Origin of the sequence: Brevibacterium pigmentatum (genome assembly GCF_011617465.1) — a bacterium.
Taxonomy (GTDB): Bacteria; Actinomycetota; Actinomycetes; order Actinomycetales; family Brevibacteriaceae; genus Brevibacterium; species Brevibacterium pigmentatum.
On the sequence record NZ_CP050153.1, the window covers coordinates 1460916 to 1484550 of the forward strand.

Below are 23635 nucleotides of genomic sequence, written 5' to 3' on the forward strand. Positions count from 1 at the left end.
TCTCCGCGGCTGTCGATCCGATCGCTCCTCGACCGTCATCATGGTGTCAGGCCGCCCGGCATGACATGAGGAACGACGAAGGAGATCGACATGAAGTACGCACTTCTGCTCATGGGACGCACACAGGATCCGGAATGCGGTGAGGACGGCGGAGCGGATCCGGCCGAGTTCATGGCATTCGACAAGGAGATCGGCGAGGCGGGAATCGTCGTCGGCGGCTTCGCCCTCGAAGGGCCCGAACTCGGAGTTCGGGTCAGCGGAACCGGCGGCGAAGCGCTGGTGACCTCGGGCCCGTTCGCCGAATCGAACGAATTCGTCGGCGGCAGCTACGTCATCGAGGTCGCCGACATCGACGAGGCGATCGCCTGGGCGAAGAAGAGCCCCGCGGCGAAGGCCGGACACATCGAGATCCGTCCGGTGGCCGACTACTGATGGAACCCGATCCCGATGCGGCCGCCCGGATCCTCAGCGCCATCGGCGAGGAGGACTTCGGGCGGCTGCTCGCGGCATTGGTCACCCGGTACCGTGACTTCGACCTCGCCGAGGAGGCCCTCCACGACACCGTGCTCCGCGCGGTCGAGACCTGGCCGAGTCGGGGAGTGCCCGACCGTCCCCAGGCATGGCTGATGACCACAGCGAAGAACCGCGCCATCGACCTCATCCGCGCCGACGAGGTGCGCACCCGCCACCTCGCCCGACTGCGCATCGAGGATGAGCTGCGACCAGGTGACCACGACGACCACGCGGTCCGCCTCGGCGAGGAGATGGATGCAGCGGAGATGCCCGACGAACGCCTCGGGCTGTTCTTCACCTGCTCCCACCCGACCCTGCGTGAGGACGAACGCATCGCCCTCATCCTGCGCTTCCTCTCGGGACTGACCACCGCCGAGGTGGCTGCCGCCTTCCTCGTCGAGACAGCGACGATGCAGCAGCGGATCGTCCGCGCCAAGCAGCGGATCCTCAAGACCGGGATTCCCTTCGGCCGACCTGCCCCCGATGAGCTCGGGGAACGCCTGCCCGGGGTGCTGCGCGTCCTCTCCTTGATCTTCACCCAGGGGATCAACGCCTCTGCCGGTCCCGCCCATACGCGAATCGACCTGCAGCGCGAAGCCATCCGCCTGACCCGCTTGCTCGTCGGATTCCTGCCGGAAGAGACCGAAGCCCGTGGTCTGCTGGCTCTGCTCCTGCTCACGCGTGCGCGCGGCAGAGCTCGGGTGTCTGCGGACGGTCGGCCGGTGCCGTTGGCCGATCAGGACCGCAGCCTCTGGGATTCTCGCCTCATCGCCGAAGGCACCGGGCTCGTCAGCACAGCTGCGGGGGAGCCGGGGGCCGGTGCCTTCACCATCCAGGCGGCGATCGCCGCCCTCCACGCAGATGCAGCGAGGTTCGCGGACACGGACTGGAAGCAGATCCTCGTGCTCTATCGGATGCTCTCCGACCTCGACCCGTCGCCGGTCGTTGCACTCAACACCGCGATCGCCCTCGGCCAGGTCTCAGGACCCGAAGCGGCCATGATGGCCCTGGACGAACTTGCCGATGACCCGCAGCTGCGGCGACACAGGCCCTTCCACATCGCCAGAGCCATCACCCTCGACGAACTCGGCCGCACGACCGAAGCCGAGGACGCCTATGCCGCCGGTCTGGAATGCCCCGGCAACGATGCCGAATCCGAATACATCACTGCCCGGATCACCGATCTTCAGCGGTGACCCGGGCAGGGATATCTGCATTCGGGACTGCCCGCATTCGGTGCGAACCGAATGCGGGCAGTCGACACTCCTCAGGCGGCGAAGCGGATGATCGCCTCACCGGACTTCACAGAGGCGCCTGCGTCGACGAGCACCTCGGAGACGGTGCCGGAGTGGCCGGCCTTGAGCGGCTGCTCCATCTTCATCGCTTCGATGACGGCAAGCGTATCGCCGGCTTCGACGGTGTCACCGGGATTGACGGAGACGGAGACGATGGTGCCCTGCATGGGAGCGTTGAGCGCATTCGAATCGTCAGCGACCTTCGCACCCTTGCGGCTGCTCAGCCCGCGCTTGCGCCGCGGCACTCTGGGACTGGGAACATGACCGAGGTCCGAGATGACGTCCTTGGGGACCGAAACGGTCATCCGGCGGCCATCGACCTCGACCACAACACTGAAGCTGTCGGTTGCAGTACTCATCTGTTCTCCTAGTTGTGGATCGACAAGTGGATTGACGAAAGCGGTTTCGAGCCAGTTGGTCCAGACCTTGAAATCGGCGGCGAACGCCTGTTCGTCGACGAGCACCCGGTGCAGCGGCAGCAGCGTGGAGACTCCTTCGATGCGGTACTCCGACAGTGCGCGGCGGGCTCGGGCCAGAGCCTCATCACGAGTGGCACCGGTGACGACGAGCTTGGCCAGCATCGGGTCGAAGTCCGTGCCGACGACGCTGCCCTCGCCGATTCCCGAGTCCAGACGCACTCCGGGGCCCGAAGGCGCACGGTAGTTCTTCACCGCGCCGGTTGCGGGGAAGAACGTCGTGGGATCCTCGGCGTTGATGCGGAACTGGAAGGAGTGTCCGCGCACGGCGGGGAACTCATCGGGCAGGGTCTCACCCGAAGCGATGCGCACCTGCCAGCCGACGAGATCGACTCCGGTGACCTCCTCGGTGACGGTGTGCTCGACCTGGATGCGCGCATTGGCCTCCATGAAGATGATCGTGCCGTCTTCGCCGAGGAGGAACTCACAGGTCGCGGCGCCGACGTAGCCGACGTGGGCGAGGAGGCGAGCCGAGGCTTCGGAGACGATGAGCTCCTGTTCGGCAGTGAGGAACGGAGCCGGCGCCTCTTCGATGATCTTCTGGTTGCGACGCTGCAGAGTGCAGTCGCGGGTGGACACGATCCGCACGTTTCCGTGCGCATCGGCCAGGCACTGCGTCTCGAGGTGACGGGGGCGCACGATCTGCTTCTCGATGAGGCACTCACCGCGACCGAAGGCGCTCTGCGCCTCACGGGTCGCCGCAGTGTAGGCGGCTTCCAGGTCCTCGGCCGCGGCACAGGCGCGGAAGCCACGTCCGCCTCCGCCGTGGACGGCCTTGACGACGATGGGGAACCCGATCCTCTCGGCCACCTCTGCGGCTTCGGCCAGATCGGTCACTGCGCCGTCGGAGCCGGGGGCGACCGGAGCGTCGACGGCTTCGGCGACGGCACGAGCTCCGGACTTGTCGCCGAGGAGCTCGATCGCTGCCGGGGGAGGACCGACCCAGATCAGTCCGGCGTCGATGACGGCCTGCGCGAACTGTGCGTTTTCGGCCATATAGCCGTAGCCGGGGTGGATGGCATCGGCGCCGGAGCGCTTGGCCAAGGCGAGGATCTTGTCGATGTCGAGGTAGGTCTCCCCGGCTCCGGAGCCGTCCAGCAGCCACGCATCGTCGGCGAGTTCGACGAAATCGGCGTCGGAATCGGCGCGCGTGTACACGGCGACGGCCTTGATGCCGAGGTCGTGGGCGGCCCGGATGATGCGCAGAGCGATCTCACCGCGATTGGCGATGAGGACTCGGCGGACGGCCCCGGTCGGAACGGTGGTGCTCAGAACCGAGGTCGTGGAGTCGGAGAGGACTGTGGTCATGGTGCTCCTTTGTATGATCACAGAACAATTTAGAGAACAGCACCAAGGGTTTGTAGGACAGCGATAAAAAATTGCGACGAGAACTTCAATGTCCTCGGGCGTGTCACCGGAACAGGGTCGAGTCTACCGCTGGAGAGTCCACAGATCGGGCCACAACAGGCCCATATCGGTGACCAATTCGCGCACGACGGGCAGGCTGAGTCCGAGCACGGTGAGATGGTCGCCGTCGAGTCGGTCGACGAAGGCCCCTCCGTATCCGTCGATCGTCAGCGCTCCGGCCACGTGGAAGGGCTCTTCGGTGGCGATGTACGCGTCGAGCTCGGCTGCGGTGGGTGAGCCGATGAGCACCGAGGTGGCCGACCGCTTCGAGCGCAGATCGCTGAGTTCGAAGGTCGCCGAGTCGGTGGGATCGACACGATCGTGGCCCTCGGCTTCCGGCCGGTCGGCTGAGACGTTCGACTGCGGTGTCCGAGAGAGCACGGCGACAGTATGGCCCGAATGCAGCTGTGTCCATTGACCGGCGATCGCCGACCACACTTCGCGAGTGCGTTCGGCCGTTTCCGGTTTGCCGATGGCCTGCCCGTCGAATTCGAGCAGCGAGTCCCCGGCGATGACGACGACGGTGTCAGCATCGTGAAGCGTCGGGGGAGTGGATGCGAGGATCCGGTCGATGACCGCACGGGCCTTGGCCTCCGACAGTGCGGTGGTGAGATCGCCGACGGAGCCGATGAAACCATCCTCGATGGCCCGTTCGTCGACCTCGGAGACGATGATGACCGGGTCGATCCCACCGTCGCGGAGGATCGTGCGACGCGACGGTGACTGGGAAGCGAGGACCACGCGGATCACGAGGCGGCCCCCGAACGATTCGGAACGGGTTCGACAGCACTGTTCTGCGGCTCCGGTGTTTCTGCCTCTTCTGCGATTTCGGCAGATTCGGCATCGCCGCCGGGGACGAGGTCGAGACGGCGGGCGCCTTCGCCCTTCTCCGGGATGTCGAGGCTGCGGTCGACGATGACCGGTGCTTCGATGCGTTCGGCGATCGCCGACAGCAGAGTCGAGGACAGCTGTGCATAGCCGAGTTCGCTGGGGAACCGGCCGGAGTCGTTGAGAAGAGACCGGCGTGTCGTTCCGCTCAGCGATCCCGTTGCCCGCAGCGGCACCGCGCGGGCGGCAAGGGCGGCGAGCCATTGAGAGCCGGCGAGCACCCGGGAGGTCCGGCGCAGGGACGTCTTGAGCGGATCGCGCAGCCCCGGCAGGCCGCCGAGATTGGGGCAGACGAGGACGAACACGGTATAGCGGCCCTCGCGCTGGAGTCGATTGATGGCCTGATTGAGCACCGGAACGCCGATGGTCGCCTGGATCGGGTGGATGATGTCGCCGGTGCCGATCGAGATGATCGCAAACCGGCGGTCCGCGCTCCAACGATCCGAGAGCTGACGGAAGAGCCACGGAGAGCGCAGGACCTCGTCGACCTGCCGATGCAGATCATCCGACAGCGCCGAAGGGCGGGCGGCGGTCTGGACACGAACGGAGGTGCCGAGCAGCCGAGCCAGCCCGCGGCCGATGAGAGTCGGAGGTGCCTGTTCCGGGTCGACATCGACCCCGCACAGCCAGGAGTCGCCGATGATGGCCAGGGCGGCGGAGTCGTCATCGTCGTTGTCACGCGGGGCGGCGATCGCCTCGGTGAAGGTGGAATAGCGACGGTTCTTGTCGTCGTCGAAGGAACGGCGCAGCGATCCGGCCTGGTGGCGGAGCAGTCCAGCCGCCGAGGCACTGGCACCGACGACCGTCGCTCCCATCGTCGCCAGCGTATAGATCAAGCGTCTTCCCACTGATTTCCCTCCTCCGGCGTCATCATTGCACCTTTGTCAGCGCATCAACAACTATTGTTGGGTCATGAGCGAAAACGATCAGCAGCAGCCTCCGAACCGATTCCGAGGGGCTTGGGAGGCGTTCCGGCGCGGACGCGGATCCTCTCACTCGGAGTCCGAGCCCGAAGTGACCCCGTCGCAGGCGGTCAGCCCCGAGGAGATCGCACTCAGTCGAATCGAAGCCGAAGCCAAACCCTATGTGGCTCCCGGTCTCAAGCTCGCTGCCGCATGGTCGTGGCGGTCGATCGTCGTTCTCGTGGCGATCGGTGTGGCGCTGTGGCTCCTGTCGAAGATCTCCAGCGTCGTGCTGCCCGTGCTCATCGCTCTGCTGCTGGCCGCGCTGCTCGCGCCGCTGACCGGGTGGCTGAATAAGAAGGGCATTCCTCGAGGCGGTGCCGCCGCGATCTCGTTCATCGGGTTCATCGTCGTCGTCCTCGGACTCTTCGGCCTCGTCGGTCAGCAGATCTATTCCGGAATGCCCGACCTCGTCAAACAGGTCATCGCCGGTGTCTCCGGGATCAGCGGATGGCTGGCCTCGAGTCCCTTCGGCATCGATGCCTCGACGATCTCGAGCTATATGAACGAAGCCATCGACACCGCGACGAACTTCTTCCAGAACAACAGCAGCCAGCTCCTCGGCGGCGCACTGCAGGCCACCTCCTCGGTGGGCACTTTCCTCACCGGCATGGCCGTCTGCCTGTTCGCGACGTTCTTCTTCCTCTATGACGGACAGAACATCTTCAGGTGGGTGATGAACCTGCTGCCGGTCCCGGCCCGCCCCGTCGCCACGGGTGCCGCTTTGAAAGGGTGGACGACACTCGTGCAGTACGTGCGGGTCCAGATCCTCGTCGCCGCCGTCGATGCGATCGGCATCGGCATCGGTGCCGCGTTCCTCGGGATCCCCCTGGTCATCCCCATGACAGTGCTCGTCTTCCTCACCTCGTTCGTCCCTGTCGTCGGGGCGATCGCCTCCGGCGCGGTCGCCGTGCTCGTGGCATTGGTCTCCAACGGCCTGGTCAGCGCGGTCATCATGTTGGCCGTGGTCATTGCGGTCCAGCAGATCGAAAGTCAGATCCTGCAGCCGTTCCTCATGGGCAAGGCCGTGTCCGTCCATCCGCTGGCTGTGATCCTCGCGGTCACCGGAGGCGGCTTCCTCTTCGGCATCGTCGGCGCCCTCTTCGCCGTTCCCCTGGTGGCAGTGCTCAACAGCGTCGTCAGCTTCATCGTGCGCACGAACGCCGGTGACGCCGAGGACGCGGAGGAGGACCCAACACGTGATCCGGACGAACGGGAAGCCACCGCCGTCCTGGAATCAGCGAAGGAACGGCTCACCGATGCCGTCCACGAGTCCGCAGAAGACGAACGCGAAACAGACCCCGATCAGACTGATTCGACAGATTCGGGAACGAGAGATTCGCCCGAGAAGGAGTGAATAGACAAGTGGGCGGGTGCGAAATCGCACCCGCCCACTTCGGTCTGGTCTCGGTCAGCCGGTGAAGGCCTCGACGGAGTCGACCTTGACCTCGATGGTCTTGCCGTTCGGAGCCTCGTATGAGGTCTTGTCTCCGGCCTTGACGCCGAGGACAGCCGCTCCGAGCGGGGACTTCTCCGAGAACACGTCGATATCGGAATCTCCGGCGATCTCGCGGTTGCCCAGCAGGAACCGCATGCTGTTGCCGGCGACGGTCGCTGCGACGACGGTGCCCGGGGTGACGGTCTTGCCGTCGCTGTCGTTGGAGCCGACCTTGGCGTTGCGCAGCAGCACCTCGAGCTGGCGGATACGTGCTTCCTGTTTGCCCTGCTCGTCACGCGCTGCGTGGTAGCCGCTGTTCTCCTTCAAGTCACCCTCGTCGCGGGCGGCTTCGATCTTCTCAGCAATCTCTGCACGACCCGGTCCGGAGAGATGCTCGAGTTCCTTCGACAGGCGGTCAAAGGCTTCCTGGGTCAACCACGTTTCTTCCTGGGTGACTTCCTCGGTCATGACTTCTCCTTTTTCGGTCGGTGCACTGACGGGCGTGTCAGGCAACGAAAAAACCGGGCGTATGGGCACGCCCGGAAGTTGAATGAAACTACAGTATAACGCATCAGAGCAGAAAAACGATGAGGTCCATCACGTTCTCAGCCGTGAGCCGGCGTTTCGTGGTCGCAACGCGCGCCCTCGTGCGAGAACTACTCGAAGAGACTCGAGCGGACCGGCTCCTGCATTCTCTCCAGGTGGCCGGAGCGTTTCGGCGGTGGGACTATTCGAACCAGCAGGATGCCACGTGACCGGAGGCGGCCAGCTGTGTCGTGGCCAGGTCGACGTCGATGCGCTTCGGAGAATTCGGATCGGCGTTCGGATCGGCGGGAACGGACACCTCGGTGAAACCGACGACCGCTTCGTCCTCATTCGTGGCCTGGACGATGCAGTGCACGTCGCGTTCCTGATCAGGAAATATTCCGACACTGACGTGCGTTGAAGAGTCGTCGACAACCGAATAGTCAAGAGTGCGCGGCGTTGTGGGATTCGTCTGCGGGCGGAAGGCCCAGACAGCGATCACAGCGACCACCACGGCGAGGACGATGACGGCGATGATCTTCGCTCGACGGCTCAGCTCTCGCTTGGGCTTGCGAGTCCGGCCGTAACGATCATCATGCAGTGGTGGTGCCACTGTTACCTCAGTCATTGAATTCCTCTTTAAGTACTTCGCGCACTAATCTAGAGTAGTCGATCCTCTGCCGGCGAGCATGTCAGCCGCAGCGCCGGCAGCAGGTGGCCACCAGGCTGAATCGAAAGGGACATTTAGGATATGACTTCGCTTCCGTACCATGGGCTGCGCCTGTTGGCCGTCCATGCCCACCCCGACGACGAATCTTCGAAGGGTGCGGCAACGAGCGCGAAGTACGCTTCTCTGGGTGCCCGGGTGCTCATCGCCACGATGACGGGCGGTGAGGCCGGCGACATCCTCAACCCTGGCCTGCTGCAGAGTCCCAAGGCCAGCCGAGACATCGCCGGCCTCCGTCGTGAGGAGATGGCCACTGCTGCCGCGGCTCTCGGCGCCGAACACGTCTGGGTCGGCCACGTCGATTCGGGACTGCCTGACGGAGATTTCGACAACCAGACTCCTCCCGGATGCTTCTATCGGGTCCCCGACGAGGTGGCGATGCTTCCCCTCGTGCACATCATCCGCACTTTCCGCCCGCAGGTGGTGACCACCTATGACGAGCTCGGCGGATATCCTCACCCCGATCACATCAAGAACCACGCCGTGACCATGGCCGCAGTCGAAGCCGCCGCTGATGCGACCTCCCACCCCGAGCTCGGGGAACCGTGGCAGGTGCAGAAGATCTACTTCAACCAGGACCTGTCGGCGAAGAAGTGGATCACCATCCACGAGAAGATGCTCGAGGCGGGACTCGAGTCCCCGTTCGCCGACCATCTCGAGGACTTCAAGAAGCGAGACAACCAGCGCCACAACTGGCTGAGCACCCGGATCGCCTGCAGCGAGTTTTTCCCCGCCCGCGATCGTGCGCTGCTCTCCCACGCCACGCAGATCGACCCGGAAGGCGGGTTCTTCTCCGCGTCTCGCAAGGCAGCTCGCACATACTGGCCGACCGAGGAGTTCGAACTGGCACTCGACCTCACCGGCCGTGAGCCGCTGAACCGGGAACTCGACTTCCAGGAGACCGACCTGTTCGCTGCCGTGACCTTCGATGACGGTCGTCGTGTTCCCGATGAGGGGATGCTTCCGGACTCACCCCCAGCAGACGACCTCGATATTGATTCCGCCGTCCCGACCGAAAGCGACACCCGCGCATGATCTTCGCGTCCTCCCCAGCCCCGACTCCGGACGGAGGCACACCGGACCCGGATCTGGTGACACCCGGGACCATCGGCTTCCTGGCGACCCTCGCCGTCGTCGTCCTGACGATCTTCCTCCTCCGGGACGCCCTGCGCCGTGTCCGTCGGGTGCGGGCTCACTCGGGCGCCAGCGACGCCTATCCGATCCCGCTGCGCAAGCACGTCGTGCCCAACCAGTCGAAGCTCTCAGGTCCGGAAGCACCCGAAGCGGAAACTGCTGACAACGGGACCAATGAGGCCGACAGCGGAACCGATGACGCGGGCAGCGGGACCGGGGCAGACGATGCAGATCGCCGAGGCGGCTCGACGGAGGAGCCGACCGATTCCTCCGAACCGTCCGACGAACGGTGATGAGTCTCTGCGCCTGAAGATGCTGATTCTCTGAGCTCGACGACAATGGCGCGATCACCGATGGGTGATCGCGCCGTTTCAGTATTCGCAGATTCCGCGCTCGGACGGACGCCTCGGGCCGAACTGGACAGATGTCCCGGGCGGAGCCCGACGGAGTCAGTAGGCCTCGACTGCGGCGACGATGAGCGCGGCGAGGTGGCAGCCGTAGCCGAGGATCGTGAGGATATGGAAGATCTCATGGAAGCCGAGCCACTTCGGCGACGGGTTCGGTCGTTTGATCCCGTAGATCACGGCGCCGGCGATATAGCACACACCGCCGAGGACGACGAGGAGACCGACGGCGAAGTCCGTCGCCCAGATCTGGGGGATGTATCCGACTCCGGCGACCCCGAACCCGACGTAGATGGGGACGAAGAGCCACCTCGGCGCGGTGGTGAAGATCGTGCGGAAGGCGACGCCGAGTGCGGCTGCGCCCCACAGCACGGACAGCAGGAGGATCGCCTGATCGGTGCGGAGCATCAGGACGGCCAGCGGTGTGTACGTGCCGGCGGTGATGAGGAAGATGTTCGCATGGTCGAGCCGCCGCAGGATCAAACGGACGCGGGTGCGCCAGCGACCCCGGTGATAGACGGCGGAGGTGCCGAAGAGCAGCATGCCGGTGACGGCGAAGATCGCGGCGGCGATGCGCGATTCGATCGTCGGGGAGATGATCACCAGCGCCAGGCCGCCGATCATCGCCACGGGAAATGCCCCGGCGTGGAACCAGCCACGCAGCTTCGGCTTGACCTGACCGGCCAGTTTCGTCAACTCGGCCCGCAGGGCCGAGCGGCGACGGGCGACGCGGTGGTCATCGGCGGCCGGAGCATCGTCCGCACCTGCGGAACCGACCGGCCCGGAGCCGTCGGGAACGACTGGAGAGGAATCGGTGAGCGAAGCATTCATGACTCCATAGTAGCGAGCGGGCCTGAGGCCTCACCAAGCATCGTCGCCTAGTAGTCTGTACAGTGTTCGAACCGACCGATGATCCATATGGAAGAGGACAGCTGTGGCGCGACCCGTGAACCTGCTCTATCGGCTGTACGAGCGACGGCTCAAACGTGAGCTCGACAAGTCGGTTCCGGTTCCACGTCACGTCGGAGTCATCACCGACGGCAACCGCAGGTGGGCCAAGGAGTTCGGTGCGACGACCGCTGACGGTCACCGCGCCGGAGCGGCGAAGATCGTCGAGTTCCTCGGCTGGTGCCACGAGATCGATGTGGAGATCGTCACCCTCTACGTCCTGTCCAAGGAGAACCTCGCCCGCTCGGCCGAAGAGGTGTCGATCCTCATCGAGATCATTTCGGATCTGGTCGAGAAGATCGCCGCGCTCGACGGAGTCGGCGTCCAGCTCGTCGGCGATCTCGATATCGTTCCACCGGATCTGCGGGCCCGTCTGGAGGCAGTGACGACGACCGAGGACTGCGGAATGCGGGTCAACGTCGCCGTCGGCTACGGCGGTCGGCAAGAGATCGTCAACGCGGTGAAATCCCTGCTGCGGGATCGCGCCGACGACGGCACGGATCTGGAGACGATCATCTCGGAGCTGTCTCCCGAACAGATCGGCGAACACCTCTACACCAAGGGCCAGCCGGACCCCGATCTCATCATCCGCTCTTCGGGGGAGCAGCGACTCTCCGGCTTCCTCATGTGGCAGAGTGCGTATTCGGAGTTCTACTTCTGCGAAGCCTATTGGCCGGATTTCCGTCGCACGGACTTCCTCCGTGCCGTGCGCGACTACGGTCTGCGGCAGCGACGCTTCGGCAAATAGGCCCTGGCTTTGGCCGGCGCGGATTCCTGGCTGTCAGGCGAGGGAATCCCGCATTCACTCGAAGTTCATGACCTCGACTTGCCCGAGCACGCGTGCCGCTACCGCCTGCGAGGGCGAACCGGGTTAGGTTGACAGTAGTTGGTCGACACCAACCCGAGATCGGGGGATGTCTGAACCGGATCTCGGCGGAACTCACGCCTCAGAGGTCCTCATGGCTGAAAAAGTCCACACCTACGTTCTCGATACTTCGGTGTTGCTGTCGGATCCCGGAGCGCTTCTGCGCTTCGCCGAACACCACGTCGTCATTCCGCTCATCGTCGTCTCCGAACTCGAGGGCAAACGCAATCATCCCGAACTCGGCTTCACGGCTCGCAAAGCCCTGCACATCCTCGACGACTTCCGCTCGGACTACGACCGATTGGATCAGCCCATTCCGGTCGGTGATGCGGGCGGAACGCTGCGGGTCGAGCTCAATCACATCGACGCCTCCACGATGCCGATCGGCTTCGACCGGACGGAGAACGACACTCGCATCCTGGCCGTGGCCCGCAACCTCTCGGCCGAAGGCTGTGACGTGGTGGTCGTGACCAAGGACGTGCCGATGCGAGTGAAGGCATCTGCCCTGGGCCTGCACGCGGAAGAGTACCTGGCGGAGCTGGCCGTCGATTCCGGCTTCACCGGGATGAGCGAGCTCGGGCTCGACGACGAGCAGATGAGCGAGTTCTACGATTCGGGATCGGTCGTCACCGAGGATGTCTCCGACGAGGTGGTCAACACCGGAGTCGTCATCACCTCACCACGCGGGTCCGGGCTGGGGCGGGTGCGCACCGGCAACCGGGTGTCGATGGTGCGCGGGGATCGGGACATCTTCGGAGTCCACGGCCGATCGGCAGAACAGCGGATCGCCATCGACATGCTGCTCGACGACGCGCTGGGAATCGTGTCGATGGGAGGGCGAGCCGGAACGGGGAAGTCCGCGCTGGCCCTCATGGCCGGTCTGCAGAAGGTGCTCGAGGAGAACAAGCACTCGAAGATCATGGTCTTCCGACCCCTCTACGCTGTGGGTGGGCAGAACCTCGGTTATCTGCCCGGCAGCGAAGGGGAGAAGATGAACCCCTGGGCGGAGGCCGTGTTCGACACCTTGAGTGCCCTGGTGAGCAAGAACGTCATCGACGAGGTGGTCAACAGAGAGATCCTCGAGGTGCTTCCGCTCACCCACATTCGCGGACGCTCCCTCCACGATGCGTTCGTCATCGTCGATGAGGCACAGTCACTGGAACGCAATGTTCTGCTCACCGTGCTCTCGCGCATCGGCATGAACTCCAAGGTGGTGCTCACCCATGATGTCGCCCAGCGCGACAACCTGCGAGTGGGCCGTCACGACGGAGTCGCCGCGGTGATCGAGAAGCTCAAGGGACACGAACTGTTCGCTCACGTCACGCTGACGCGGTCGGAGAGGTCGGAGATCGCGGCTCTGGTCACCGATGTGCTCGAGGAGTTCGACCCATTCCGTTCCTGAGCCGCTGTGGTCCGGAACGCGAGTAGACAGTGAGCCGCTGAACGGATCGAGAGAACGAAACGGCGCCCGGACGATTTCGTCCGGGCGCCGTGCTGATCAGTCAGATCGGCGACTTACTTGTAGTTGCCGATCATCGTGGTGACATCGAGGGCCTTGTCGAGGTCGGCCTCGGTGATGGAGCCGTTCTCGACGAAGCCGAGAGCGATCGTCGCTTCCTTGACCGTCATCTTGTTGTTCACGGCGTGCTTGGCGATCTTCGCCGCGGCTTCGTAGCCGATGACCTTGTTCAGCGGAGTGACGATGGAGGGGCTCGCCTCGGCGAGGAAGCGGGCACGCTCCTCATTGGCGGTGAGTCCGTCGATCATCTTCTCGGCCATGACGGTCGAGGCGTTCGCGAGCAGGCGGATCGACTCGAGCAGGTTCGAAGCCATGACCGGGATTCCGACGTTGAGCTCGAAGGCGCCGTTGGTCGACGAGAGCGAGACTGCGGCGTCGTTGCCGATGACCTGAGCGGCGACCTGAATGGTGGCCTCGCAGATGACCGGGTTGACCTTGCCCGGCATGATCGACGAACCGGGCTGGAGATCGGGGATGGCGATCTCGCCGAGACCGGTGTTCGGTCCCGAACCCATCCAGCGCAGGTCGTTGCAGATCTTCATGTAGCCGTAGGCGATGGTCCGCAGCTGACCGGAGGCTTCGATGAGTCCGTCGCGGTTGGCCTGCGCTTCGAAGTGGTTGCGGGCCTCGGTGATCGGCAGTCCGGTCTCCTCGGCGAGGATCTCGACCACACGGGAGGAGAAGCCGTCGGGGGTGTTGATGCCGGTGCCCACAGCGGTTCCGCCCTGCGGGACCTCCGCCACGCGCGGCAGGGACGCCTCGATGCGCTCGATTCCGTAACGGACCTGAGCTGCGTAGCCGCCGAACTCCTGACCGAGGGTTACAGGAGTGGCATCCATGAGGTGGGTGCGTCCGGACTTGACGATCGAGGAGAACTCCTTCGCCTTCTTCTCCAGCGAAGTCGCCAGGGTGTCCATGGCCGGGATGAGCGTGTTGACCAGGGCCTTGGTCACGGCCAGGTGCACCGAGGTGGGGAAGACGTCGTTCGACGACTGCGAGGCGTTGACATGGTCGTTCGGGTGGACGTTGATTCCGTCGGCTTCGAGTGCCTTGGTCGCCAGCGAGGCAAGGACCTCGTTGGTGTTCATGTTCGACGAGGTTCCCGAACCGGTCTGGAAAACGTCGATGGGGAAGTGGGCGTCGAATTCGCCTGCGATGACCCGATCGGCGGCGTTCTGGATGGCTGTGGCGCGGGCTTCGTCAAGCACGCCGAGTTCGGCGTTGGCCTTCGCTGCGGCCTTCTTCACCTGTGCCAGTGCGGCGATGTGGGCTGATTCGAGGGTCTTGCCCGAGATCGGGAAGTTCTCGACGGCACGCTGGGTCTGTGCGCTGTAGAGGGCGTCCTTTGGGACTTTGACATCACCCATGGTGTCGTGTTCGATGCGAAATTCTTCGGTCATTGTTGTCCTTTCCGTTGGGTGCCGGGGAAATGATTGCGGAGCTCAGGCTCGTAGGGCTGAACGGCTGACCACCGAGGTGGCCGGTCGCTCAAGAAGCATAGGTGGAGACCGCGGCCTCGTCGCCTCCGTATTGGGCGACGACCGTGGTGTGGCCATCGTGGAGTTGGTAGGTGAGTCCGACGATGATGAGTCGGCCCTCATCGACAGCGGTCTTGATGATCGTGGACAGCTGCATGATTTTGTCGACCGTGTCCATGGTGTTCTGGCCGACGGTCTCGTTGACCGTGGTGCGCCCGTTCTTCCGGGCCCGTGCCACGGTCGGCAGGATGCGGGCGACTACGTCGGAGATGAATCCGGGAGGAGTCTCACCCGAGTCGTAGGCATTGTAGGCAGCGGTCACGGCTCCGCAGCTGTCGTGTCCGAGCACGACGAGCAGTGGAGTGCCGAGCACCTCGACCCCGTATTCGAGCGATCCCAAGGTGACCGGGTCGACGACCTGTCCGGCATTGCGGACGACGAACATATCGCCGAGTCCGACGTCGAAGATCATCTCAGCGGCGACTCGGGAGTCCGAGCAGCCGAAGAGAGTGACGAACGGGGTCTGGCTGTCCGACAGCGACTCGCGTCGTGCGGTGTCCTGGTTGGGGTGTCGAGGGACATCGTCGACGAAACGCTGATTTCCCTCGAGGAGTCGCTTCCACGCCTGATTGGGCATTGCTTTCGCACCTGCTTCCGAATTGTGTGGATCGTACCCGGGCCCGGGTGCGATTGGAGGTCAGACCAGTCCGCGGCGTGCGGCTTCTTCGGCGGCCTCCACGTATGAGTGGGTCTTCGCTGCCTGGTGCTCGGCGAAGACCTGACGGACGGTTCCCGACTTCGACCGCATCACCAGGGAATGCGTGGTGACGTGGTTGCCCTGGAACTTCACGCCATCGAGCAGATCGCCGTTGGTGATGCCCGTGGCGACGAAGTAGCTGTTGTCACCGGTGACGAGGTCGTCGGTGTTGAGTACCTTGTTGACGTCGAGGCCGGCCTTGGAGGCGGCTTCGCGTTCGGTGTCGTCCTGCGGCCACAGTCGGCCCTGGATGACTCCGCCGAGTGCTTTGATGGCGCAGGCGGTGATGATGCCTTCGGGGGTACCGCCGATGCCCATGAGCATGTCGACGCCGGTTCCGGGACGGCAGGCGGCGATGGCTCCGGCGACGTCGCCATCGGTGATGAGCTGGATGCGGGCGCCGGCGGCGCGGATCTCATCGATCATCTGCTGGTGGCGGGGACGGTCGAGGATCATCACCGTCACCGAGGCGGGATCCTTCGTTCCCTTCGCCTTGGCGACGCGGCGGATGTTCTCAGCGATCGGCAGACGCATGTCGACGGCATCAGCGGCATCGGGGCCGGTGACGAGCTTCTCCATGTAGAACACGGCAGAGGGGTCATACATCGCGCCGTCTTCGGTCACAGCCATGACAGAGATCGCATTGGGCATGCCCAGAGCGGTCAGGCGAGTGCCGTCGATCGGGTCGACAGCAACATCGCAGTGCGGTCCGCCGCCGTCGCCGACCTGCTCGCCGTTGAAGAGCATCGGAGCTTCGTCCTTCTCACCCTCGCCGATGACGACGGTGCCGGCCATGCGGACGGTGGAGATGACATTGCGCATCGCGGCCACGGCCGCTCCGTCGGCTGCGTTCTTGTCGCCGCGGCCGACCCAGGGGGCTGCGGCGATGGCTGCGGCCTCGGTGACTCGGACGAGCTCCAGAGCCAAGTTGCGGTCGGGAGCATCCGACTCGACCTGAGCCTTCTGTGACCATGAGTCGGTCACTGCGACAGGCGGAGCCTCCTCATCAACTCGTCCTCGGTCATGGTGAGATTTCACGTCAACAGGCTCTTTGGAGTCACTCATGCTTCCAATTGTGCCACCCCTGTGATCGGGGTCGCGACAGCGGTGTCTGCTTGTGGCCGCAGTCACGTCCTCGGACCGGAATTGGCCCTTCGCGCGCGAGCCGAGGACAATGGCGGTGTGAATGTCCGAAATGCTGCCGACGAGACGGGTGCTCGAACGGTCGTCGACGAGACGATGCCGAGTCCCAGGGGAGAGTCCATGGCTGATGAGTCCGGAGTGATGCTGCCGGGGTCCCGGGAAGAGATGCGCTTCCTGCGCAAGAACTCGAACTGGGTCAATATGGTCATCGCGATCCTCGCCTGTCTCGCAGTCGCCGTCGGGATCCTGTTCCTCGCCCCGCAGCCCGAAGTCGACTCAGAACGTGTCGTCGACTATCAGGGGATCGCCGAGCAGTCACAGGGCAACGCCGAGTTCGACCTCATCGTTCCGCAGATCCCGCGCGGATGGACGTCGAACGAGGCCAGCCTCGATCGTATGGGCGACTCCGAATACACCTCGTGGTACATGTCGTTCATCGGCCCCGACGACCAGTGGGTGAGCATCGAGCAGGCCGAAGCCAGCGCGAACTGGGCGAAGCGGAAGACCGACGAGGCTATCGCTGCCGAGAAGGTGACCGTCGGCGGTGCCGACTTCCAGGTCTACCGCACTGCAGAGGCGAAGGAATACTGGGTCACGCACAAGGGCGATATGTATGTCGTTCTGACTGCCACCGCTGCGCCGGACACCGTCAATAGCTTCGCCGATCAGGTGGCCGCCGAACTCAAGTGATCTCGGCGGCCCTGGCTGAACTTCGGCTGACCTGGAGACCTATTCGGTGTCGTCCGAGGTCTCCTCACGGGCCTTGTCAAGGCGCTCCCGCGCTCCATCGAGCCACGACTGGCACCGGTCGGCGAGAGCTTCGCCGCGCTCCCACAGCCGCAGTGACTCTTCGAGCGGCAGGTTGCCGGTCTCCAAACGCTTGACGGTCATGACGAGTTCTTCGCGCGCCTGCTCGTAGCTGAGTGTGCTGATGTCGGGCTGGTCCTGTTGTGCCGTCGGTTCGGTCATCGGTGTCTCCTTCGCAGAGTGTGTGGAACGTGGACAGAGTGTGGAAATGTGGTCAATCGTCGGTTGTCGGTTCGCCGGTCTCCGGAGTGACCTCGGTGATATCGGCGTCGAAACGACCGCGAGCGACCCGGACATGGACGCTGTCGCCGGCGGCGACCTCGGCGGCGTTGCGAACGGCCTGACCGTCGTCGGTCTGGACCACGGCGTAGCCGCGCTCCAAGGTCCGCAGGGGAGAGAGGGACCTGGCTTGTGAACGGAGATGCTGGATCTCGTTCTGAGCCTGGATGAGCAGTCCGTTCGTCGCCTGCAAGCTGCGGCGGCGGATCATCGTCAGTTCGTTCTCATGCGCGGTGATCATCGTCTGCGGTTCGGCGAGCACGGGCCGTGAGCGCACGGCGGTGAGCATCTCCTGCTCTCGGTCGAGGATGCGATTGACGGCGGCATCCAATTCGGCACGAGCACGCAGCAGATTCATGCCTTCTTCGGCGACGTCCGGCACGATCCTCTTCGCAGCATCCGTGGGTGTTGACGCCCGCATGTCAGCGACCTCATCGAGAATGGGCCGGTCGGCCTCGTGCCCGATCGCCGAGACCACCGGTGTCTGCGCGGCGGAGACGGCACGGACGAGGGCTTCGTTGGAGAACGGCAGGAGGTCTTCCATGCTGCCGCCGCCGCGGGCGATGACGATGACATCGATCTGCGGGTCCGCATCGAGCTCCGCGAGGTTCTTCATCACTCCCGGTACGGCATCCGGTCCCTGGACGGCACAGTTGCGGACTTCGAATTCGGCGGCAGGCCAGCGCAGGTGCACATTGCGGATGACGTCCTTCTGCGCATCCGAATCCCGTCCGGTGATCAGTCCGATCCGGTTCGGCAGGAACGGCAGTCGCAGCTTCCGGTTGGGATCGAACAGCCCCTCGGCCCCTAGCTGCTTCTTCAGTCGTTCGAGGCGGGCGAGGAGTTCGCCGAGGCCGACGGCACGGATGTCGTTGGCCCGCATCGTCAGCCGACCGGTCTTCGTCCAGAAGTCGGCTTTGAGATTGGCGACGACGTGGCTGCCCTCGGTCAGAGGAGCTCCGGTGCGGTCGAGGACGTTCTTCCAGATCTGGACCGGCAGAGACATCTCGACATCGGTGTCGCGCAGGGTCAGGTAGCTGGCCTTGCCCCGATGGTTGAGTTCGACGACCTGCCCTTCGATCCACACGCTCGACATGCGGTCGATATAGGACTTCATCTTCGACGACAGCAGACTCAGCGGCCACGGATTCTCCGCCGTGGTCTCGGCTGCGGTGGCGGCGAGCTCTTTCGGCTCGGCCGTTTCGCCGAGCGTGCCGGGAGTGCCGGAAATTCTTTGCGCCATTTAAGTCCCCTTCCGAATCCCCAGCCTAACGAACGGCACGGACGCAGCCCATTCCTGGCCGCAGTCGATGCCTCCGGCTTAGACTGAACGGGTGAGCGTCGTTTCAGTACCTGCCCCGACCATTCCGCGCCGGCGTCTGGCACCTGGCGAGATCCGCACTCCGGTCAATGCTGACAAGAGGGTGCTGCTGGCCGCACCGCGCGGCTACTGTGCCGGCGTAGATCGTGCCGTGATCGCCGTCGAACGCGCCCTCGAGCACTTCGGCGCACCGATCTATGTCCGCAAGGAGATCGTGCACAACCGGCATGTCGTCGAGACCTTGTCCGAACGCGGGGCCGTCTTCGTCGATGACACCGCTGAAGTCCCGGAAGGTGCTCGGGTCGTGTTCTCCGCCCACGGAGTCTCACCGGCCGTGCACACCGAGGCTGCCCAGCGTTCGCTGTCGACGATCGATGCGACATGCCCGTTGGTGACGAAAGTCCACAAGGAGGCCATCCGGTTCGCCCGGGACGGCTTCCGCATCCTCCTCGTCGGCCATGCCGGACACGAAGAGGTCGAGGGCACCATGGGTGAGGCGCCGGAACACATCACACTGGTGCAGAGCCCGGAAGAGGCCCGAACCATCGAGGTTCCCGTTGCCGAGAAGCTGGTGTGGATCTCACAGACGACCTTAAGCGTGGACGAGACCATGGAAACAGTGGAGATCCTGCGTGAGCGCTTCCCGCACCTGCAGAATCCACCCAGCGATGACATCTGCTACGCGACACAGAACCGGCAGCTCGCGGTGAAGAAGATCGGGCTCGACGCGGATCTCGTCATCGTCGTCGGGTCAGCGAACTCCTCGAACTCCGTTCGCCTCGTCGAAGTCGCCCTCGAACACGGGGCGAAGGCTGCCTACCGTGTCGACTTCGCCCGGGAGATCGACGAGACATGGTTCCACGACGTGACCACGGTCGGAGTCACCTCCGGAGCGAGCGTTCCGGAGAACCTCGTCCAAGACGTGCTGCAGCTGCTGGCCGACTACGGATTCGACACGGTCGAAGAGGTCGTCACCGCCGAAGAGGACCTGATCTTCTCGCTGCCGAAGGAACTGCGCAAACTCGGCTGACGATCCTCAGTCCGTCCCCGTCTGCCGATCACGCAGATGAGTCGGTCCGCGATCGTCGAAGTCCATGGCTCGCGGCCGACTGAGCTCCTCGGCGCTGACGCCCCGAGCGCGAGTATCGAGTTCGGCCACGGCATCGAGCTCATCGGCGACGATGCCGGTCGACGGGAACTTCCTCGCGGTGACGAGGAACCGGGACTCCAAGGACGAGACGAACCGGTTGTAGTCCTCGACCGACCGATCCAGACTGGCACCCATCCGAGACACATGAGACACCAGCGTGCCGATGCGTTCGTAGAGTTCCGTGCCCAGCCGCAGCACTTCGGCCGCCGAGGTGGACATGTCGGCCTGCCGCCAGTTGAGTGCCACAGTCTTCAACAGCACCAGCAGAGTCGCCGGTGAGGCGAGGACGACGTTCTTGCCCAGTGCATGATCGATCATCTTCGGGTAGCTTGCCGCGGCTGCGGAGAGCAGACCGTCGGTGGGCACGAAGCAGACGACGAAGTCGGGGGAGGCTTCGAACGCCTTCCAGTACTCCTTCGACGCCAGGGCATCAACATGGCGCAACAGGGCGCGGGCATGGTCCTGACCGCGCATGCCGGCGTCGGCCGCCTCGCCGGAATCCTCGTTCATCCGCGCCGACAGGGGAGTCTTCGCATCGATGACGATCGTGCCGCCGCCGGGCAGGTGGACGACCATATCGGGTCGGTGGCGCTTACCGTCCCGGTCGGCACTGACCTGCGTGTCGAAGTCGACGTGGGGGAGAAGGCCGGCATATTCGACGATGCGTTTGAGCTGGACCTCGCCCCAGTCGCCGCGGTGGGTCGTCGAATTCAAAGCGTTGGCCAGCGACCCAGTGGATTCCTGGAGGCGGAGGTTCTGTTGGCTGAGATGCCCGATCTGGGAGTTCAGTCGGGTGATCTGTTCGATCTGCGTGCGGTCCTGGGAGTGCAGGTTCTCCTGCAGATTCTTCACGCTTGCCGCCAACGGCCCGATGGCGGCAGTGATCTCACCGGCCATCTGCGCATCGGCCTCGAGGTCTTCGGTGCGCTCGGACAGGATGCGTGACGTGGTCTCGGCGCGAGTGAGTCTCTCGAGATAGCGGGAACGGGTGAGACTGCGGCCGAGGAGGAATCCGAGCGCGGCGGCGAGCACGATCGCCACGATGAAGGCGATGATGACTGCGGATGCGGGGAAAGCATTCATGGTCCCAGGGTGACAGAGGGCACTGACACGAGAATTCGAGGACCACCTCGGCGACGGCTAGACTTGGATACCGTGGCTTTGACTATTGGAATCGTGGGACTGCCCAATGTCGGCAAGTCGACCATGTTTAACGCACTGACCAAGAACCAAGTTCTCGCGGCGAACTACCCGTTCGCGACGATCGAGCCGAACGTGGGCGTGGTCCCTCTGCCGGACGAGCGACTCACGCGACTGGCGGAGATCTTCGGCTCCGAACGCATCCTCAATGCCACCGTCGACTTCGTCGACATCGCCGGAATCGTGCGCGGCGCCTCCGAAGGGGAAGGCCTGGGCAACCAGTTCCTCGCGAACATCCGCGAAGCCGACGCCATCTGCCAGGTCATCCGCGGATTCGTCGACGACGATGTCGTCCACGTCGACGGCAAGATCAGCCCCGCCGATGACATCGACACGATCAATACCGAGCTCATCCTCGCTGACCTGCAGACTCTCGAGAAGGCGCGGCCGCGGATCGAGAAGGAAGTCAAGGGCAAGCGCGCACCGGCCGAGCAGCTGACCGCGATCGATGCCGCTACCGAGATCCTCGAAGGCGGGCGGACGCTCTACCAGGCGATGCAGGCCGACAAGTTCGACGTCAGCGCCCTGCGTGAGCTGCAGCTGATGACGGTCAAGCCCTTCCTCTACGTGTTCAACGTCGACGACGAGGTGCTCGCCGACGAGGACAAGAAGAACGAGATGCGCGCCCTCGTGGCACCGGTCGAAGCGATCTTCCTCGACGCGAAGTTCGAGTCGGAACTCGCCGAGCTCGACGAAGAAGAGGCCCGGGAGATGCTCGAATCGACCGGTCAGGAGGAGAGCGGACTCGACCAACTCGCCCGCGTCGGCTTCGACACTCTCGGTCTGCAGACGTATCTGACTGCCGGTCCCAAGGAATCCCGTGCGTGGACGATTCCGAAGGGCGCCACCGCCCCCGAGGCGGCCGGAGTCATCCATACCGACTTCCAGAAGGGCTTCATCAAGGCCGAGATCGTGTCGTTCGCGGATCTCGATGCGAACGGTACGATGGCTGCCGCGAAGTCCGCCGGCAAGGTCCGGATGGAAGGCAAGGACTACATCATGGTCGACGGCGACGTCGTGGAGTTCCGCTTCAATGTCTAGACATGATGGGTACCGGAAATCATCTGGCGGTTCCAGATGACTGATCCTGAAGTGGTAGCCGCACTATTGGGCGCTGGCGTAGGTGTCGCTGGTTCGCTAGTCGTTGGCATTGCCACTTGGGCCTTGGCGGAATTGTCCACGAACAAGCGCGAGCTCCGTGCCAGTCGTGTTGCACTCGCGCGCGAGATTATCCGTAACCGCGGCGACCAGAGGCTTGTGGCAGCTTCCTTAAATGAGATCCCGGTTGTCTTCAGCGACGATGCTGAACTCTTGCGTCTATACAGGCAGTTCCTCGATGGAGTAAGGACAGACGATGCCTTGCTCGATATCGTCGTTCGTGTGTCGAAAGTCGCCAAGATTAACGCAAACGTCACTGCTTCTGACCTGAAGAGATTCCTGTCAGTCGAGGCGAAAGGGTAATTCACTGGTGTGAGACGCGCGTAGCGCCGCGAAAAACTTTGCTTGTGAACTTGATTTTCACGCGACGTTGCACGCGTCTACTTTTCACTCCATTGCTACTAGCGTTGGACGCCCAGAAAACGAGTGAGTTTGCCTGGTTCGCGGAGCCGCATGCGGCGTGTGGGTGTTGCGGTTCGTGCCTAGGCACGGCAGTTTGCTAGTCAGATCGGGTGGTGTTCAAGTGCACACGACGGTACTCTCCGGGGACCATCGAGAACCTTCGAGATTCACTCGCTGATGCAAGGTCCCTTCAGTCACGGTGGTTTGCTGTGTGCTGGTCTGCTTCGTCAACATGTTGGTCCGTACCGGAACCCGTTGGAGTTCCGGTTCAATGTGTAAGTATGGCTTCTGGTCAGGACTTATAGTCGGCTGTCAGACGGTCGAGTTCCGTTCTTGCATCATGGGCGACTCCTGTCGGTTCTCGTGGTTCGCTGGACCATGTTGGTCATTCTTTGCGGCTCTTTGAAGGTGCTCCTTTGGGATGCATTAGGGTCCAGACGTGTGCATGTCGCGTACGTCGTGACTCAAAATGCGGTCTAATGCAAAATCGCATAGATTGGCCGGCTGGCAGTCGCGAACTCTGGGTCTGGTCATTTGCGCATGTCTGCCGTCTCATACGTTGCGGTAGTCGGCGGAGGGGGTCGCGCAACCGGATTTCGCGCGGCTCCGACCAGCTCACGATCTTGTTGCGCACCGCCACCTGCAAAACGGGAAACACACCCCCAACGTCAGGAGTGCCGATTGTCGGAGGCTCTTCCACGAACCGGATGCCAATGGTGTTTGTGTTGGGGCGGTGGCTGGGATGTGCCGTGGTAGAAACCTGATGATGAGAAAGCGGCGAGAGACTGCTGCGCGAGTGGGTGACATCTAATCTGGCTTGCTCGCGTCGTGGGCCTGGA

Annotated in this window: 23 protein-coding genes; 11 read left to right on the forward strand and 12 right to left on the reverse strand. The window is 63.9% G+C overall.

Annotated features, from left to right (window positions below):
- The first annotated feature begins 90 nt into the window (after positions 1-90).
- Both GUY30_RS06510 and GUY30_RS06515 read left to right on the forward strand, forming a co-directional pair.
- A complete protein-coding gene (locus GUY30_RS06510) occupies positions 91-432 on the forward strand; it encodes a YciI family protein (protein ID WP_167195234.1) in 342 nt (113 codons plus the stop codon).
- Positions 432-1709: an RNA polymerase sigma factor gene (locus GUY30_RS06515; protein WP_167195237.1), complete on the forward strand. Its 1278-nt coding sequence runs from the start codon at positions 432-434 to the stop codon at positions 1707-1709. Before GUY30_RS06510 ends, GUY30_RS06515 begins: the two co-directional genes overlap by 1 nt.
- Before the next feature lie 71 nt (positions 1710-1780).
- Here GUY30_RS06515 and GUY30_RS06520 read toward each other — a convergent pair whose 3' ends face one another.
- The 3 genes from GUY30_RS06520 to GUY30_RS06530 all read right to left on the reverse strand — a co-directional run bounded on the left by GUY30_RS06520 (position 1781) and on the right by GUY30_RS06530 (position 5427).
- A complete protein-coding gene (locus tag GUY30_RS06520) occupies positions 1781-3592 on the reverse strand; it encodes an acetyl/propionyl/methylcrotonyl-CoA carboxylase subunit alpha (protein ID WP_167195240.1) in 1812 nt (603 codons plus the stop codon).
- A gap of 123 nt (positions 3593-3715) precedes the next feature.
- The gene (locus GUY30_RS06525) at positions 3716-4441 is read right to left on the reverse strand and encodes a Maf family protein (protein ID WP_167195242.1); all 726 of its coding nucleotides are present in this window, start codon (positions 4439-4441) and stop codon (positions 3716-3718) included.
- Complete coding sequence (locus tag GUY30_RS06530; protein WP_228281761.1) at positions 4438-5427, reverse strand: SGNH/GDSL hydrolase family protein; 990 nt, start codon at positions 5425-5427, stop codon at positions 4438-4440. Before GUY30_RS06530 ends, GUY30_RS06525 begins: the two co-directional genes overlap by 4 nt.
- 64 nt (positions 5428-5491) lie before the next feature.
- Between GUY30_RS06530 and GUY30_RS06535 the strand changes: the two genes are divergently transcribed.
- Positions 5492-6898: an AI-2E family transporter gene (locus tag GUY30_RS06535; RefSeq protein WP_167195246.1), complete on the forward strand. Its 1407-nt coding sequence runs from the start codon at positions 5492-5494 to the stop codon at positions 6896-6898.
- A gap of 54 nt (positions 6899-6952) precedes the next feature.
- Here GUY30_RS06535 and greA read toward each other — a convergent pair whose 3' ends face one another.
- Together greA and GUY30_RS06545 are read right to left on the reverse strand one after the other, a co-directional pair.
- Positions 6953-7447, reverse strand: coding sequence for a transcription elongation factor GreA (gene greA, locus GUY30_RS06540; RefSeq protein ID WP_167195249.1), 495 nt, complete (start codon positions 7445-7447; stop codon positions 6953-6955).
- A gap of 259 nt (positions 7448-7706) precedes the next feature.
- Positions 7707-8132 carry a DUF4307 domain-containing protein gene (locus tag GUY30_RS06545; RefSeq protein ID WP_167195252.1) on the reverse strand — a complete coding sequence of 142 codons (426 nt, stop codon included), beginning with the start codon at positions 8130-8132 and terminating at the stop codon, positions 7707-7709.
- A 123-nt stretch (positions 8133-8255) separates the two neighbouring features.
- On the opposite strand from GUY30_RS06545, the gene mca reads away from it, so the two are divergent.
- Both mca and GUY30_RS17905 read left to right on the forward strand, forming a co-directional pair.
- Positions 8256-9266 carry a mycothiol conjugate amidase Mca gene (gene mca, locus GUY30_RS06550; RefSeq protein ID WP_167195255.1) on the forward strand — a complete coding sequence of 337 codons (1011 nt, stop codon included), beginning with the start codon at positions 8256-8258 and terminating at the stop codon, positions 9264-9266.
- A complete protein-coding gene (locus GUY30_RS17905) occupies positions 9263-9658 on the forward strand; it encodes a hypothetical protein (protein ID WP_228281762.1) in 396 nt (131 codons plus the stop codon). Before mca ends, GUY30_RS17905 begins: the two co-directional genes overlap by 4 nt.
- Before the next feature lie 156 nt (positions 9659-9814).
- On the opposite strand, the gene trhA is transcribed toward GUY30_RS17905, so the two are convergent.
- Positions 9815-10600 carry a PAQR family membrane homeostasis protein TrhA gene (trhA, locus tag GUY30_RS06560; RefSeq protein WP_167195258.1) on the reverse strand — a complete coding sequence of 262 codons (786 nt, stop codon included), beginning with the start codon at positions 10598-10600 and terminating at the stop codon, positions 9815-9817.
- A gap of 103 nt (positions 10601-10703) precedes the next feature.
- Here trhA and GUY30_RS06565 point away from each other — a divergent pair, with 103 nt between their 5' ends.
- Complete coding sequence (locus GUY30_RS06565) at positions 10704-11465, forward strand: isoprenyl transferase (protein WP_167195261.1); 762 nt, start codon at positions 10704-10706, stop codon at positions 11463-11465.
- Positions 11466-11676: 211 nt separating this feature from the next.
- Positions 11677-12984, forward strand: coding sequence for an RNA 5'-3' helicase PhoH2 (locus GUY30_RS06570; RefSeq protein WP_167195264.1), 1308 nt, complete (start codon positions 11677-11679; stop codon positions 12982-12984).
- A 113-nt stretch (positions 12985-13097) separates the two neighbouring features.
- On the opposite strand, the gene GUY30_RS06575 is transcribed toward GUY30_RS06570, so the two are convergent.
- From GUY30_RS06575 to glpX, 3 genes are all read right to left on the reverse strand, one after another.
- Positions 13098-14501: a class II fumarate hydratase gene (locus GUY30_RS06575; protein ID WP_167195267.1), complete on the reverse strand. Its 1404-nt coding sequence runs from the start codon at positions 14499-14501 to the stop codon at positions 13098-13100.
- 88 nt (positions 14502-14589) lie between these two features.
- Positions 14590-15216: a carbonic anhydrase gene (locus GUY30_RS06580; RefSeq protein WP_167195268.1), complete on the reverse strand. Its 627-nt coding sequence runs from the start codon at positions 15214-15216 to the stop codon at positions 14590-14592.
- Positions 15217-15276: 60 nt separating this feature from the next.
- Positions 15277-16401 (reverse strand): class II fructose-bisphosphatase, encoded by a 1125-nt coding sequence (glpX, locus tag GUY30_RS06585; RefSeq protein ID WP_208091498.1) that lies wholly within the window; start codon positions 16399-16401, stop codon positions 15277-15279.
- A 198-nt stretch (positions 16402-16599) separates the two neighbouring features.
- On the opposite strand from glpX, the gene GUY30_RS06590 reads away from it, so the two are divergent.
- On the forward strand, positions 16600-17169 hold the full coding sequence (locus GUY30_RS06590) for a DUF4245 domain-containing protein (protein ID WP_228281764.1): 570 nt from the start codon (positions 16600-16602) through the stop codon (positions 17167-17169).
- 39 nt (positions 17170-17208) lie between these two features.
- On the opposite strand, the gene GUY30_RS06595 is transcribed toward GUY30_RS06590, so the two are convergent.
- Both GUY30_RS06595 and xseA read right to left on the reverse strand, forming a co-directional pair.
- Positions 17209-17448, reverse strand: coding sequence for an exodeoxyribonuclease VII small subunit (locus tag GUY30_RS06595; protein WP_167195274.1), 240 nt, complete (start codon positions 17446-17448; stop codon positions 17209-17211).
- 52 nt (positions 17449-17500) lie between these two features.
- Positions 17501-18808 (reverse strand): exodeoxyribonuclease VII large subunit, encoded by a 1308-nt coding sequence (gene xseA, locus GUY30_RS06600; protein WP_167195279.1) that lies wholly within the window; start codon positions 18806-18808, stop codon positions 17501-17503.
- Positions 18809-18899: 91 nt separating this feature from the next.
- Between xseA and GUY30_RS06605 the strand changes: the two genes are divergently transcribed.
- A complete protein-coding gene (locus GUY30_RS06605; RefSeq protein ID WP_167195282.1) occupies positions 18900-19916 on the forward strand; it encodes a 4-hydroxy-3-methylbut-2-enyl diphosphate reductase in 1017 nt (338 codons plus the stop codon).
- A 6-nt stretch (positions 19917-19922) separates the two neighbouring features.
- Here the strand turns inward: GUY30_RS06605 and GUY30_RS06610 are convergent, their stop codons facing one another.
- Positions 19923-21119 carry a DNA recombination protein RmuC gene (locus tag GUY30_RS06610; protein WP_167195285.1) on the reverse strand — a complete coding sequence of 399 codons (1197 nt, stop codon included), beginning with the start codon at positions 21117-21119 and terminating at the stop codon, positions 19923-19925.
- Positions 21120-21191: 72 nt separating this feature from the next.
- Between GUY30_RS06610 and ychF the strand changes: the two genes are divergently transcribed.
- Positions 21192-22277: a redox-regulated ATPase YchF gene (gene ychF / locus GUY30_RS06615; RefSeq protein ID WP_167195288.1), complete on the forward strand. Its 1086-nt coding sequence runs from the start codon at positions 21192-21194 to the stop codon at positions 22275-22277.
- 36 nt (positions 22278-22313) lie between these two features.
- A complete protein-coding gene (locus tag GUY30_RS06620; RefSeq protein WP_167195291.1) occupies positions 22314-22697 on the forward strand; it encodes a hypothetical protein in 384 nt (127 codons plus the stop codon).
- Positions 22698-23635: the final 938 nt, after the last annotated feature.